This is a genomic window from Bradyrhizobium manausense, assembly GCF_018129685.1.
Lineage (GTDB): Bacteria > Pseudomonadota > Alphaproteobacteria > Rhizobiales > Xanthobacteraceae > Bradyrhizobium > Bradyrhizobium manausense_D.
In genome coordinates this window covers 87,780-101,475 of record NZ_JAFCLG010000017.1, presented here as the reverse complement: position 1 = coordinate 101,475, position 13,696 = coordinate 87,780, and the positions used below count along the sequence as shown (strand labels likewise).

At 63.3% G+C, this 13,696-nt stretch carries 16 protein-coding genes; 7 read left to right on the top strand and 9 right to left on the bottom strand.

The window, feature by feature from the left end; translation table 11 throughout:
- Positions 1–6: 6 nt before the first annotated feature.
- Positions 7–1,197, bottom strand: coding sequence for an acyltransferase family protein (locus JQ621_RS28225; RefSeq protein WP_212239515.1), 1,191 nt, complete (start codon positions 1,195–1,197; stop codon positions 7–9).
- Between the two features lie 186 nt (positions 1,198–1,383).
- On the opposite strand from JQ621_RS28225, the gene JQ621_RS28220 reads away from it, so the two are divergent.
- Complete coding sequence (locus JQ621_RS28220) at positions 1,384–1,557, top strand: DUF1328 domain-containing protein (RefSeq protein WP_008139417.1); 174 nt, start codon at positions 1,384–1,386, stop codon at positions 1,555–1,557.
- Between the two features lie 151 nt (positions 1,558–1,708).
- Positions 1,709–2,803, top strand: a complete 1,095-nt coding sequence (locus tag JQ621_RS28215) for a hypothetical protein (RefSeq protein WP_212239513.1) — start codon at positions 1,709–1,711, stop codon at positions 2,801–2,803.
- 11 nt (positions 2,804–2,814) lie between these two features.
- Here JQ621_RS28215 and JQ621_RS28210 read toward each other — a convergent pair whose 3' ends face one another.
- Complete coding sequence (locus JQ621_RS28210) at positions 2,815–3,174, bottom strand: DUF427 domain-containing protein (RefSeq protein ID WP_212239511.1); 360 nt, start codon at positions 3,172–3,174, stop codon at positions 2,815–2,817.
- Between the two features lie 208 nt (positions 3,175–3,382).
- Between JQ621_RS28210 and JQ621_RS28205 the strand changes: the two genes are divergently transcribed.
- The gene (locus tag JQ621_RS28205) at positions 3,383–3,619 is read left to right on the top strand and encodes a BolA family protein (protein ID WP_015685068.1); all 237 of its coding nucleotides are present in this window, start codon (positions 3,383–3,385) and stop codon (positions 3,617–3,619) included.
- A gap of 39 nt (positions 3,620–3,658) precedes the next feature.
- Positions 3,659–4,852, top strand: a complete 1,194-nt coding sequence (locus JQ621_RS28200) for a low temperature requirement protein A (RefSeq protein WP_212239509.1) — start codon at positions 3,659–3,661, stop codon at positions 4,850–4,852.
- A gap of 13 nt (positions 4,853–4,865) precedes the next feature.
- Here the strand turns inward: JQ621_RS28200 and egtD are convergent, their stop codons facing one another.
- Together egtD and egtB are read right to left on the bottom strand one after the other, a co-directional pair.
- Positions 4,866–5,837 carry an L-histidine N(alpha)-methyltransferase gene (gene egtD / locus JQ621_RS28195; RefSeq protein WP_212239507.1) on the bottom strand — a complete coding sequence of 324 codons (972 nt, stop codon included), beginning with the start codon at positions 5,835–5,837 and terminating at the stop codon, positions 4,866–4,868.
- A 50-nt stretch (positions 5,838–5,887) separates the two neighbouring features.
- The gene (gene egtB, locus JQ621_RS28190; RefSeq protein WP_212239494.1) at positions 5,888–7,186 is read right to left on the bottom strand and encodes an ergothioneine biosynthesis protein EgtB; all 1,299 of its coding nucleotides are present in this window, start codon (positions 7,184–7,186) and stop codon (positions 5,888–5,890) included.
- Between the two features lie 239 nt (positions 7,187–7,425).
- Between egtB and grxD the strand changes: the two genes are divergently transcribed.
- The 3 genes from grxD to JQ621_RS28175 are packed head-to-tail and all read left to right on the top strand — an operon-like array spanning position 7,426 to position 9,639.
- Positions 7,426–7,752: a Grx4 family monothiol glutaredoxin gene (gene grxD / locus JQ621_RS28185; RefSeq protein ID WP_212239491.1), complete on the top strand. Its 327-nt coding sequence runs from the start codon at positions 7,426–7,428 to the stop codon at positions 7,750–7,752.
- Between the two features lie 3 nt (positions 7,753–7,755).
- On the top strand, positions 7,756–8,310 hold the full coding sequence (locus JQ621_RS28180) for an O-acetyl-ADP-ribose deacetylase (protein ID WP_212239488.1): 555 nt from the start codon (positions 7,756–7,758) through the stop codon (positions 8,308–8,310).
- A gap of 42 nt (positions 8,311–8,352) precedes the next feature.
- Complete coding sequence (locus JQ621_RS28175) at positions 8,353–9,639, top strand: serine hydrolase domain-containing protein (RefSeq protein WP_212239486.1); 1,287 nt, start codon at positions 8,353–8,355, stop codon at positions 9,637–9,639.
- A 130-nt stretch (positions 9,640–9,769) separates the two neighbouring features.
- Here the strand turns inward: JQ621_RS28175 and JQ621_RS28170 are convergent, their stop codons facing one another.
- The 5 genes from JQ621_RS28170 to JQ621_RS28150 all read right to left on the bottom strand — a co-directional run bounded on the left by JQ621_RS28170 (position 9,770) and on the right by JQ621_RS28150 (position 13,640).
- Positions 9,770–10,837: a threonine aldolase family protein gene (locus JQ621_RS28170; RefSeq protein ID WP_212239484.1), complete on the bottom strand. Its 1,068-nt coding sequence runs from the start codon at positions 10,835–10,837 to the stop codon at positions 9,770–9,772.
- A gap of 60 nt (positions 10,838–10,897) precedes the next feature.
- Positions 10,898–11,104, bottom strand: coding sequence for a hypothetical protein (locus JQ621_RS28165; RefSeq protein WP_249125626.1), 207 nt, complete (start codon positions 11,102–11,104; stop codon positions 10,898–10,900).
- Positions 11,105–11,182: 78 nt separating this feature from the next.
- The gene (gene rpsD / locus JQ621_RS28160) at positions 11,183–11,800 is read right to left on the bottom strand and encodes a 30S ribosomal protein S4 (protein WP_212239480.1); all 618 of its coding nucleotides are present in this window, start codon (positions 11,798–11,800) and stop codon (positions 11,183–11,185) included.
- 197 nt (positions 11,801–11,997) lie between these two features.
- Positions 11,998–12,765, bottom strand: a complete 768-nt coding sequence (locus tag JQ621_RS28155; RefSeq protein WP_212239470.1) for an acyltransferase — start codon at positions 12,763–12,765, stop codon at positions 11,998–12,000.
- Positions 12,766–12,866: 101 nt separating this feature from the next.
- The gene (locus JQ621_RS28150) at positions 12,867–13,640 is read right to left on the bottom strand and encodes an HpcH/HpaI aldolase family protein (RefSeq protein WP_212239468.1); all 774 of its coding nucleotides are present in this window, start codon (positions 13,638–13,640) and stop codon (positions 12,867–12,869) included.
- Positions 13,641–13,696 lie beyond the last annotated feature (56 nt).

Below are 13,696 nucleotides of genomic sequence, written 5' to 3'. Positions count from 1 at the left end.
CCCAACTCACAGCACCTTCGTTGCCCCGGGAATCTGGCGCAAGGCGCGTGTCAGCGCCCAACTGAGCGCGACCGTCAGCACGAATCCGACCATCGCCTTGACGATCGCTGGCAGGTCATAGTCGAACAGCCAGTATTGCAGCCAAAGCGCGATCGGGTAGTGCACCAAAAACATGCCAAAGGCGTCCGCCTGCATCGGATCGAGCAGCCTTGCCGAACCCGATTGTTTGAACCGCTGGAAGAAGGCCAGGATCAGAAACATGATGGCCACGCTGAAGACGGTGACGCAGGCGGCGTAGGTTCCTTCATACCAGTTCGGCAGTGGCGACGGATTGCCCAGGATCTCTCGCTTGATGAAGATCAGCACCCAGAGCAGGCAGTACGGCACGATCGCCAGGACCAACCACTCCCAGCTCACCTTCGCCATTCTGCCTTCAGCCGAGAGCAGTCCGCGATCCATATTCGCAACGCCGATGCCGGCGCCGAAAAAGAAGTAGGTCGCATAGAGCATCACGCGCCCATGCTGGACCGAAAACGGCCCGAACTCGAACCAGCTGCTGGGTCCGAAATACATCAGCCCGGGGACATAGAACGCGGCGCTGACGGCCAGCATGACCGCGAAGAACTCGGCGGGTCGGCGCCGCCCGCGCACCGAGAGACGGTTGATGGGATCGAGCAGGTTGGGCCGCAGGCTGTACAGAAGGCATGCGATCAGGTCGAACGCGAACAGGACCCAGAGGAACCAGATCGGTCCTGATGGCCACGGACCTTTCGTGATCGTGGTCCACCAGAATTGCGAAAAGCCGATCTCGGGATCATTCCGCAGCGAGATGGCGTAGTAGGCGATCGGAATGACCGTGAATGCACAGATCACGAACGGTATGCCGAGCCGGCGGATGCGGTCCGCCAGATAGCTCGCCGGCCCCTTGCGCGCGATTCCCGACCACGCGAACAGTCCCGACAGGAAGAAGAACATCGCCATGAAGAAGCTGTCGGTCGCCAGCACGATCATGTCGAAGCCGAAGAAGGACGTCGGGTCGGTGTGGCCGAAATAGGTATAGGGGATCACGGCGTGGTGCAGCAGCACCACCAGCGTCAGGAAGGTGCGGGCGCGGTCGAGCGACATATTGCGCGTCTTGGCCTTCGGCGCGGCATGCGCTTCGGCGCCGGCGGTTGCGGTATGTGACATTGTGCTCATGGTCGCCCCCGATAGTGCTCCCGTCCCGGCCGGACTGTGCCGCCGGGAACCCGATTCAGCAAGCGCAGTTTGCGCCGCAACAACTCTCTGCCGTGCCTTTGGGAACCTGTTCCCTACGAAGCGGTTAGCGTTTCCGACACGGCTGAGGGGCCATCGCCTGCAGTGGCCGAAGTTGCGGAGCTGGCAATGACGATCTTGAAATGGGCATTGATATTCCTGCTGATCTCGATCGTGGCCGGCGTGCTCGGCTTCACCGGCATCTCCGCCGCCTCCGCCGACATTGCCCGCTTCCTGTTCTACGTCTTCGTCGTGATCTTCCTGGTGTTACTTGTCCTCGGGCTCACGATCTTCAGGGCGTAGCCCGGGCAGGTCCACCGCACGGTTGGTGAGGATACCACGTTTTGTTGCTGGGCAAGGAGACACAAATCCAGGTAACCTCTGGTTGCGTGTTTTTCCGGAATGGGCCCAACGAAACCCGATGGGGCGGATATTTTCATCGACTCGGGCGGCCTTGTCCGAACGCTTCCGATTATGCTTCGGCGTAGCGAGTCTTGTTGCCGTCGTATTGGCGGGCTGCGGTGAGGCGGCTGATCAGCGCGGCGCGGTCGCCAAGACGCTGCCGCCGACGGAAATCGTCAGGCGCATCGCGTCTCTTCCTGACTACGCTCATTTTGGCTTCTCGGGCGTCGCATTTGATGCAGGCCAGCTCTACGTCGCGACCAACATCGGGCTCATCGAGCTGCAGGGCACCAGTATCAAGTCTTTGCATACTTGGTATCCGGGAGACGATGTCGTTGAAGGGCCGTGGGCCGATGAAACCAGCCTGTGGATTCAACACGCCCACGATGGCGTCCTCCAACGGCTTGACGGCACCGGTTGGCATCGTGTCGCTCTTCCGGCCCCGCCGAATGGTTATTACAGTCGTGGCGACATGGCCGAAGGCTTCCGCGCAATATCCGATGCAACCGGGCTGCGCCTGATTGGTGCTGATCATGTCTGGGCCTGGAATTCACCCGACCAGTGGTCCATGGAATCGTCGCCGGCGGCACCGCAATATAGCGGGTCCGTAGGCGTGGCTTTTTTTCGCGGTCGGGAAGTGCGCATCATGCGCTTGGGGTTTTGCATCGGAGGGCCGGACCCCTGCGACTATGCATTCTACTGGCGAAAGGGAAATGGCTGGAGCGAAGGCAGGACCTTGCCGCTGGCGCGGCTGAGGCAGGTTTTGGGAACAGCGGATGGAATTTTCGCGAGAGGCGGCAAGGGCGGACTCGTCCGGCTCGATGACGAGGGTGCCGTCGTGCTTGAAACACCAGGGCAGTGCGAGGCCATTGCACGGACGTCTGCCGACAAGTTGATCGCGAGCTTTGTCGGCGCAGGGGTCTTTGCGCTAGGCCCAAAGGGATGGACGAAGGTTCTCGATTCTCCATATGGACCCTCGGAAGGTGAGCACTGGGCGCACCTTGCCGAGAACGATGGTGTCATCGCTTACGCAACGACAACCATGTCCGCCAGTTACGGGAAACAGGAAGCCGGCACCACCGCACTATGGATCGCCGAAGCAGGCAATTGGGCCCGGATCGATATCGAGCAGGCGGCCAGGAACTGAGCGGTGATCGATCAGCCCACTTCCTCGATCTTCACCTTGTCCGGATAGAACGCGAGGTGACCTGAAATCTCGGTCATCGCGGGGAAGGGCGTCTCATAGGTCCAGATCGCGTTGTCGAGCGTCTTGCCGTCGGCCTTGACGCTGAAGTAGCTGGCGTCGCCCTTGTACGGGCAGTGGGTGGTACGCCCGGTGCGCTCCAGCAGCGCCATGTTGGCATCCTCCCGCGGCAGATATTGCACCGCCGGATACCTGGCCTCTTTCAGCGTCAGCGCCCGGGTGCTCTCGGCAATCACGATATCGCCCGCCGTCACGCGGACGCGCCGGGGGTTTGGGGTGATTGTGATCGGGTGGTCGGGCCCTGGAAGTTTCATGATTTCACGCCTTTTCGTTCGATCTGCCGCGCGCGGCACTTTGTCGTGCCTTTATCCTGATGGGATCAGGGATATAGTGCCTGAAGGCGTGACGTAGAAGTCCGTTCACGCTAAGTTTCGCCCTGCCGGCAAGTTTGGCCTGACAGATCCGGACCCCGGCAAGCGATTCGATGCCGAGGCTGTAAGCCGACACAGGAGCAAGACCCGAATGCCCATGGACGCCCACGATATCGAGGCGATGATCAAGGCAGCGATCCCCGATGCCGAGGTGACCATCCGTGACCTCGCCGGCGATGGCGACCACTATGCCGCAACCGTGATCTCGGAATCCTTCCGGGGCAAGTCCCGCGTCCAGCAGCACCAGATCGTCTACCGGTCCCTCCAGGGCCAGATGGGCGGCGTGCTGCACGCGCTGGCGCTGCAAACCGGCGTACCAGGTACTTGACGAAATTGTACCTGACCTGATCGCGCAACGGGGACGCTGATGGCTGCGGACAATCCACGCGGCGCGATGTTTCGCGTCATCGTGCCGAACCAGCCCAGCCGCGTCACCAATGCCGAGCTGTTCTTCGACCTCGTCTTCGTCTTCGCCGTCACGCAAGTCTCGCACACGCTGCTGCACCATTTCACGCCGCTGGGTGCAGTTCAGGTCACGCTGCTGTTCCTGGCCGTGTGGTGGGTGTGGGTCTACACCGCCTGGGTCACCAACTGGCTCAACCCCGACCTGACGCCGGTCCGCATCCTGATCTTCCTGATGATGCTGGGCGGTCTCGTGCTGTCGACCACGATTCCAACCGCCTTCGATGGCCGCGGCCTCTGGTTTGCGATCGCCTATGCGGCCATGCAGGTCGGACGCACCGCCTTCTGGCTGCTCGCAACTCCGCGCCATCGCACTGCAGTCCGGCACAATGCGATCCGCATCCTGGTCTGGCTCTGCGGCTCCGCGGTGTTCTGGATTCTTGGCGGCCTCGCCCATGGCCAGGCGAGACTGTGGTTCTGGATCGTGGCGCTGACGATTGAATACGTCTCGCCCGCGGTGCGCTTCTGGGTGCCGAAGCTGGGCTTCTCGTCGGTCGAGGCCTGGGCCGTCGATGGCGGCCACATGGCCGAGCGCTGCGCCGGCTTCATCATCATTGCGCTCGGCGAGGCCGTGGTCGTCAACGGTGCGACCTTCGCCGAACTCGACTGGACCGCGGACAACATTCTGGCGTTCGTCTCGTGCCTCGTCGGCAGCATCGCGATGTGGTGGATCTATTTCCACAAGGGCGCTGAAGCCGGCTCCGAGGTGATCTCGAAGGCCGCCGAATCCGGCCGCGTCGCGCGGCTCGCCTACACCTATCTGCACATGCCGATCGTCGCCGGAATCATTCTCACCGCGGTCTCGGACGAACTCGTGCTGAAGCACCCGAGCGGCCATTCCGATGTCCGCACCATCGTCAGCACGATCGGCGGGCCGCTGGTGTTCCTGGTCGGCACCATCCTGTTCAAGCACTCGATCCGCGGCTTCCTCCAGCTCTCCCACGGCATCGGCATCATCCTGCTGCTGGCGCTGTGGTGGTTCGCCGCCGATCTGTCGCCGCTCTGGCTATCGGTCGCGACGAGCGCGATCATGATCGCGGTCGCAGTGTGGGAGTCGGTGTCGCTGGGGTCGAAACCAAAAGAGGTCGATGAGCACTGAGGCGCCGGAGCTTTTACTCCGCCGCCTCCAGCGCGTGCACCGAGAACATCTTCGCCGCGTCCGTCCAGCTCTCGCGCACGCGCCACCCGGCGCCCTGCGCCAGCGCGGCAAAACGCTCGATACTGTATTTGTAGCTGTTCTCGGTGTGAATGGTTTCGCCCGGCCGGAACGAGAAGCTGGTGCCGAGCAGGCGCACGGTCTGGTTCTTCCGGCTGATCAGATGCATCTCGATCCGGTGTCGCTCGTGATTGTAGATCGCACCATGGGTGAAGGCGGAGAGGTCGAAATTGCCGCCGAGCTCGCGGTTGATCCGCACCAGCACATTGAGATTGAAGCGCGCGGTGACGCCGGCCGCATCGTTATAGGCGGCGTGGAGCAGGCGCTCGTCCTTCTCGAGGTCGGCGCCGATGATCATCTGCGCGCCCTTGCCCAGGATCTGGCGCGCGCTCCTGAGGAAGGCCTGGGCTTCATGCGGCTCGAAATTGCCGATGGTCGATCCCGGGAAGAAACCGACTTTCGGCATCGAGGCGACCGCCTTCGGCAGCTCGAACGGCGTGGTGAAGTCGGCGGCCACCGGATAGATGCTGAGCGAGGGGAAGTCGCGCTTGAGTCCGTTGGCCTGGGCCCGCAGGAAGTCGCCGGAGATATCGACCGGCACATAGGCGGCGAACTTGCACTGATTGAGCAGCAGGCGGACCTTCGTCGTCGCGCCGGCGCCGAACTCGACCAGGGCCGCATGCTCCGGGATGATCTTCGCGATCTCGCTGCCGCGCTCCTTCAGGATCGCAAGCTCGGTGCGCGTCGGATAATATTCCGGCAGGCGCGTGATCGCCTCGAACAGCTCCGATCCGGTCGCGTCATAGAAATATTTCGGCGACAGCTTTTTCGGCTGCTGCGAGAGGTCCTCGATGGCCTCGCGCGCGAAGGCAGTGGTCTGCTCGTCGGGAAGATGGGCTTCGGCCAAAGCGCTGGCGTGCACATTCATGATACTCTCCTGAACGCGCTGTCCGGCGCGTATGTGTCGTCGGATGAGAACTAGAAATAGTCAGCGAGCCGCAACCCCGTGAACTGCCAGCGGTGGTGCGGATAGAAGAAGTTGCGGTATGTGACACGGCTATGACCGTCCGGCGTCGCAAGTGACGAACCGCGCAGCACCAGCTGGTTGACCATGAACTTGCCGTTGTATTCGCCGAGCGCACCTTCGATGGCGCGGTAGCCGGGGTAGGGCGAATACGACGAACGCGTCCACTGCCAGACAATGCCGAAGGCGTCGTTGAGTTGCCTGGTGCGGGCCGCGACCTCCCACTCCATCTCGGTCGGCAGATGCTTTCCCGCCCAACGCGCAAACGCATCGGCCTCGTAATAGCTGATGTGGCAGACCGGCGCGTCAGGATCGACCGGCTTGACGCCGCCGAGCGTCATGACGTGCCACTGGCCATCGATCTCGCGCCAATGGCCGGGGGCCTGCCAGTCTTCCTTGCCGGCCGCGGCGAAGCCGTCCATCAACCAGAGTGTTGCCGTCCGGTAGCCACCGTCGCGCATGAAGGCCAGCCATTCGCGATTGCTGACGAGATTGCGCGCGATCTTCACGGGGCCGACGAGCGCGCGATGTGCGGGCTTCTCGTTGTCGAAATGAAAGCTGTCGTCGACATGGCCGACGGTGTGGATACCTTCGTTGAGCGTCAGCCAGTCGTCGCCGGTGCGCGTCGCAGACGGAAAGCGCCAATCTGCGTCGTAAGCCGGATAGACCGGGTTCTGCGCAAAGGCGTGCAGGATGTCGGTGAGCATCAATTCCTGATGCTGCTGCTCGTGGTTCAGCCCGACCTCGACCAGCGGCGCGATCTCGCGAATCTTGTCCTCGCCGGCCTCGCGGAAGAATGTGACGACGGCTGCATCGACATGGCGACGGTAGGCGCCGACCTCGGCGGCGCTGGGCCGGGTGATGTCGCCGCGATGATTGCGGGCATGGCGCGGGCCGGCGCTGACGTAATAGGAATTGAACAGGAACGCGAAGTCGGGGTGGAAGGGCCGATAGCCGGGCGCGTGCTCACCCAGCAGAAACTGCTCCCAGAACCAGGTGGTATGCGCCCGATGCCATTTCGCAGGGCTCGCGTCCGGCATGGACTGGATCTGCTGGTCCTCGGGCGACAGCGGCGCGGCTCGGCGCTCGGTCTCGGTACGGACGGCCACGAATGCAGCCTCCAGCGCCTGCGCAAGGCTGCCCTGCGCGGCCGTTGGTGACGAAAGCGGCGGCGTGGCCGTAGCGGAGGCTTGTTTCGTCACGTTTTTCTCCAGACAGGACAAAAGAACGTTGTTGGCGATCTCAGGTTCCAAACCCGAGGTTCGTCCTAGATAGGGGCTCCGTTACGGTATGAAAGTCCTCCCCGGCTATGATATTCATGCCATCATGCAATGGCGCAGGGCCGCCCCGGCCTGATGTCCAGGGCGGTTCGCCGCCATTTTACTTTGGATGCACAACGGTTTGGGCTACATATATGGGCAGGTATCGGGTTAGATCGGCTGAGCCGGCCCGGATTGATAGGTGAGGGCTCGAGCCCCAAAAGGACACGGATATGAGCATCGCGGAATTCATCGACAACGAAGTGAAGTCGAACGACGTGGTTCTGTTCATGAAGGGTACGCCGCAATTTCCGCAGTGCGGTTTCTCCGGCCAGGTCGTGCAGATTCTCGACCACGTCGGCGTCGGCTACAAGGGCCTGAACGTGCTCGAATCCGCCGAGCTGCGCAACGGCATCAAGGAATATTCGAACTGGCCGACCATCCCTCAGCTCTACGTGAAGGGCGAGTTCGTCGGCGGTTGCGACATCGTCCGCGAGATGTTCCAGGCCGGCGAATTGCAGCAGCTCTTGTCCGAGAAGGGCGTCGTCGTCGCGGCCTGATCCGTGACGGTGCTGACGCGCCGGATCGGCGGCGTCCAGCTCGACATCGTCGTTGCCGACATCACCACGCTGAGCGTTGACGCCATCGTCAACGCCGCGAATTCGTCGCTTCTCGGTGGAGGCGGTGTCGATGGTGCGATCCATCGGGCGGCCGGGCCCGAGCTGGTTGCCGAATGCCGCATGCTCCACGGCTGCAAGACGGGCGACGCCAAGATCACCAAAGGCTACCGGCTCAAGGCCTCGCACGTGATCCACACAGTGGGACCGGTCTGGAACGGCGGTACGCTGGGCGAGGACGACCAGCTCGCCTCCTGTTATCGCCGCTCACTGGAATTGTGCGGGACACGCGAGCTGGCCTCAGTGGCATTCCCCGCGATTTCGACCGGCATTTTCCGCTTTCCCGCCGACCGGGCCGCCAAGATTGCCATCGATACGACCATCGACGCCCTGCCGACCGCGCCGTTGGTCGGCCAGGTCATATTCTGTTGTTTTTCGGAAGCAAGCGCCGCCCTGCACTCGGACGTTTTGGCGCGGTACGGTAGCCCTTGTGCTGACTGACCCGGTCAGTACACTCCGCCCGCCATGTTCCGGGGAGGGGATATGATTTTACGATTTGCACGATTTGCCTTGGCCTGCGGCGCGCTCGTCTCGTTTGGGACGATATCGCTCGCGCGCGCGGAGGGCACCTACGAGATTCCGGCCGGTGCGCATTTCAATCAGGACAAGCTCGCCAAGGTCAGCGAGTTCTTCAAGAATGAGGTCGCGACCGGCAAGATCGCCGGCGCAACCGTGCTGATCAAGCAGCACGGCAAGCCGGTCTACCACGAGGCCTTCGGTGTGCAGGACGTGGTCAGCAAGGCGCCGATCACGGACAAGACGATCTTCCGTCTGTCGTCGCTAACCAAGGCGGTCACCTCCGTTGTGGCGATGCAATTGATCCAGGACGGAAAGATCAAGCTCGACGATCCCGTCTCCAAATACATCCCGTCCTTCGCCAATGTGAAGGTCGGTGAGGAGAAGAAGGCCGAGGACGGCACCAAGACGCTCGAGCTGGTACCATTGGTCCGGCCCATTACCATTCTCGACCTGATGCGCCATACCTCCGGGATCACCTACGGCTTCTACGGCGACAGTCTGGTTCGCAAGGCCTATCGCGACGCCAACATCTACGCGGGCGAATTCGATCTCGCCGAGTTCGCCGAGCGAATCGCCAAGCTGCCGCTGCACAATCAACCCGGTGCGCTCTGGCAGTACGGCCATTCCACCGACATTCTGGCGCGGATCATGGAGATCGTGTCCGGAAAGACATTGTTCGAACTCGAGAAGGAAAAGCTGCTCGATCCGCTCGGTATGACCGACACAGGCTTCTTCGTCACCGAACCGGAGAGGCTGAAACGGCTCGCCCAGCCGCTGCCTAACGACAGCAATTTCCGGGTCGGCCGCGAGTACAGGACCGAGGTTCGCCAGAAGTGGGAATCCGCCAGCGGCGGCATGGTCTCGACCATGGCGGACTTTTCGCGCTTTGGGCAGATGCTGGTCAATGGAGGAACGTTCGAGGGCAAGACCTATCTCAGCCCCAAGACGTTCGAGCTGATGGCATCGGACCATGTCGGCAAGGACTCCGGCGTTGAGCGGGACTACTTCTATTTTCCCGGTGACGGTTTTGGCATGGGACTTGGGTTTGCCGTCCGCACCGATCCCGGTAACGCCAAGCCGCCGCCGCCCGGCGATCTCGGGGAATTGAAGTGGGACGGCGCCAGCGGTTGCTATTTGGTGATCGATCGCAAGCAGGACATGTTCTTCGTGCTGCTTGAGCAGACCCCGACCGAGCGGCAGCGGGTCCAGCGGACATTGAAGCAACTGGTCTATGAAGCCATGGAGAATTGACATGTTCGGGCGCCGCGCGCGCCGCTGCGAGGCTCGCGCTCGGTGATCCGGTCTCAAAAGACATTCCCGCCTTTGCCGGCATGAAGGTCGGCGTGGGAAGACCTTGGTTTCTCGGGCGATCGGGCGGTAGTTACGCCCCGCGCACGATCTCTCTGATGTAGCCGAGCGTTTCCTCGACCTGGCTCGCATTGACGTCGAGATGGGTGCAGGCGCGAATACGGCCGTCCATCATCGCCAGCGTCACGCCGCGCTGGCGCAGGGCCGCGACCATCTTGTCACCGGGAATGCCGGCGCCGTCGGGCTTGAAGAACACGAGGTTGGTCTCGGGCTCCTGCACTTCGATGCCATCGATCTGCGACAGCCCGCGGGCGAGCGCGCGCGCGTTGGCGTGATCGTCGGCGAGGCGGTCGACGTGATGGTCGAGCGCGTAGATGCAGGCGGCCGCACAGATTCCGGCCTGCCGCATCGAGCCGCCGAGGCGCTGCTTCCACTGCCAGACCGCGTCGATGAATTCGCGCGTGCCTGCGAGCACGGCGCCGATCGGTGCGCCCAGGCCCTTGGAGAAGTCGATCCAGGCCGAATCCCAGCCCGCGGTCATGTCGCGCGCCGAGATGCCGGTCGCGACGGTCGCATTGAGCAGGCGCGCGCCGTCCATGTGGGTGACGAGGCCGTGCTGCCTGGCGATCGCGACGATCTCGTCGAGTGCGGCCTTCTTCCAGATGGTGCCGCCACCGATATTGGCGGTCTGCTCGACGCTGACGACGGTCTGCGGTGGTTGATAGCGCGTGCGTGGATGCAGGGCTTTCCGGAACGTCTCCGGCGTGAACTGGCCGTCGGCGCCCTTGAGCTGCGTCACCTGAAAGCCGCCGATCGCAGCATGCGCACCGCCTTCGCGGGCGATGATGTGCGCGGTCTCATGCGCGAGCATCTCGTCGCCGGGACGGCAATGCACCAGCGTCGCGGTGACGTTGCACATCGTCCCCGAGGGCATGTAGACGGCAGCCTCCTTGCCCATCAGCGCGGCGACGCGCTCGCACAGCGCATTCACGGTCGGATCGTCGCCGACCTGCTCGTCGCCGACTTCGGCCCGCGCCATCGCCTCGCGCATCGCGGCCGTCGGCCTGGTCTGCGTGTCCGAGAGCAGATTGATGCGCACCGGCGGCGCCTTGGGATCAACGGGAGGAGGGGTGTAGAGCATGGCTGGTCTCGTCATTTCATCTAGTCGAACAATTGCGACGTATTTCGTGCGGGGCCTGCACTAGCCACGAGAACGTTCAGCGACGCGCTGTCGCGCGGCGAAGAGGATGTCGTTTGCCGTGTCCGGTGTGAAGGTATTGCAATCGGGGTGAGCAAACAGCCCCCGATAGAGGCGGACCTGCTCGCCGCGCGAGAGAGTCTTCCACGCTCGAAGACCTGCTTCAGTCGGCGCTGCCGAAGGCAGAGTATTGGCGAATTGGTCGGCCATGCGAGACATCGATGGCATGCTACCAAACAAAAAGGCCCCGGAGAACCGGGGCCTTTGAATGTCGTTCTGCCGATATGATCAGCGCGAATAGAATTCGACGACCAGATGGGGCTCCATCTGCACCGGGAACGGCACGTCGGAGAGGGCGGGAATGCGCACGTATTTTGCCGTCATCTTGCCGTGGTCGACTTCGAGATAGTCGGGGGTATCACGCTCGGGGAGCTGGCTGGCTTCGAGAACGTGCGCGAGCTGCTTGGAGGCTTCCTTGACCTCGACGACGTCGCCGACCTTCACCTGGTAGCTCGAGATGTTGACCTTGCGGCCGTTCACCTTGACGTGGCCGTGGTTGATGAACTGGCGCGCGGCGAAGATCGTCGAGACGAACTTGGCGCGGTACACGACCGCGTCGAGACGACGCTCCAGCAGGCCGATCAGGTTCTCGCCGGTGTCACCCTTGAGGCGGCTCGCCTCGACATAGATGCCGTGGAACTGGCGTTCGCTGATGTTGGCGTAATAGCCCTTCAGCTTCTGCTTGGCGCGCAGCTGCACGCCGAAGTCCGAGAGCTTGCCCTTGCGGCGCTGGCCGTGCTGGCCGGGGCCGTATTCCCTGCGGTTCACGGGGCTCTTGGGGCGGCCCCAGATGTTCTGGCCCATACGGCGATCGATCTTGTACTTCGCCTCACTGCGCTTAGTCATCGCGTCCTCTTCGGTTGCATGGTTTGAGGAAACGCGCCCTCCTGTGTGACGGGACATCCCGGCACCGACAGGTCCGATCCCCAAAGCTGGAGGGAGCCGACCACGGGTCGCGAAACGCTTCGCGGGCCGAAATCGGCCCGCGAGCAGGCGGCTTTTAGGGGAGTTTGGGGTTCGCTGTCAATGCGAATAGCCCGGATTCACGTCCCGACAGCCCGAATCGGCTTGGGGCCGACGGCCTGTAATTCGGCAGCGATTTCAGTGTTCAGGGCCCGTTCCAGCCGCGTCAGGACCCGCGCCATGGGGGCCGCGTCTGTGACCCGATGGTCCCAGCGGATCACGACATGGATGGTCTGGTCGGGCTCGACCAGCCCATAACTGACGATAAAGGGGCCGGGCGTGATCGGGTGGAGTTCGCCGCCGCCATAGGCGGCCACCGAGCTCACCGCGAAGCTGCCGAACCAGTTGCCGCGCTGCCGGCCGAAATTCAACCCCACCGCCCAGGACAGGCGCCGCAACGGCAGCGGCAGCCGGGTGACCCGCATGATCTTGCGGAACATGGGAACGTCGTCGATCGGGGCCGTCTTGGCGCGCCGGATTTCGGCGTCGACGGCGGCCAGCGTCATGGTCTCCGGAGCCGCGATTCGCTGCGGCATGACGCATTCCTCGCCGGCCTCGACCCGGGCGATGGCCACCGACGCCACGCTATTGGGGAGTTCGTAGAGCGACGGCCAGGGCCATTTGGCATAGACGGTGCGCAGGACCGGCTCGTCCCTGGCCACCAGGGCAAAGGCCTTGACGAACATCGCCGCCCAGCCGGCAGGCGTCATAGCTCCCGCGCGGGCCTCCAGCAGGGGACCAATCTTGAGCGATCGGGCGAGAGAGACGAAAGGCACGCCCGTCGAGGCGTGCATGAGGTCGATAATCAGCCGGCGCGGGAGCGAGATGTTCTTGGGTTGACCGCGCATCGTTCTCCGGTTCCCGCGGGCTGACATAAGGGACGGCGAAAAGGTCGCCGAACCTAGCAGCACTGCCGTTCGCGGCAAGCCTCAAGAGCTCAGGCCGCCGTTCAGCGCTTGATCCCGTCGAACGCCGCCATGATGCCGCGCTGGAACAGCGACCAGTCAAAGCCGAGCGCGATCGCGCGGTAGCCGCGGTCGATCAGCTGGTTGGCCTGCTCGGCGGTGCGCGCCACGCCGCCGATCGGCACGCCGCTTTTGAGAATGCCGGCCTCGGCCCGCGCGATCAATGCGAGCAGTTCCGGATCGTCCATCTGTCCGCGCCTGTTGATGGAGGTGGCGAGATCGCCGGGGCCGATGACGGCAACGTCGATGCCGGGCGTTGCCATGATCTCGTCGATGCGGTTGACGGCATCGACATGCTCGATCGTGATCATGCAGATCATCTCGTCATCGGCGGACGCCATGTAGTCAGGCATCGACTGGCCCCAGCGGAACGGGGCGTGGAAGGGGCCCCAGAGCCGGTCGCCGCGCGGCGGATAGCGCACGCTGCGCACTGCTTTCTCCGCTTCCGCAGAGTTGGTGATCATCGGAAAGTTGATGCCGAAGGCGCCGATGTCCATCGGCGCCTTCGCAAGCCACGGCTCGTTCGCCGCGATCCGCACCAGGGGCGTACACGGCGTGCCCGTCGTCGCCGCGATCATCGCATGCGCTTCGGTGAGGCCGATAGGCCCGTGCTCGAGATCGACGATGATCCAGTCGAGCGAGCGCGCCATGATCTGCACCGTCTGCACGCTCGGAATCGTTGCGATCGCGCCGAAGGCGGGGCGGCCCTCGCGCCACATCTGGCGGAGGCGGTTGAGCGGCGTTGCGGGGACCGACATGGCATGACCTTCGCGAGATGACGATGCGCGAAGCCTAGCAGCGCTCCGGGCCTGCG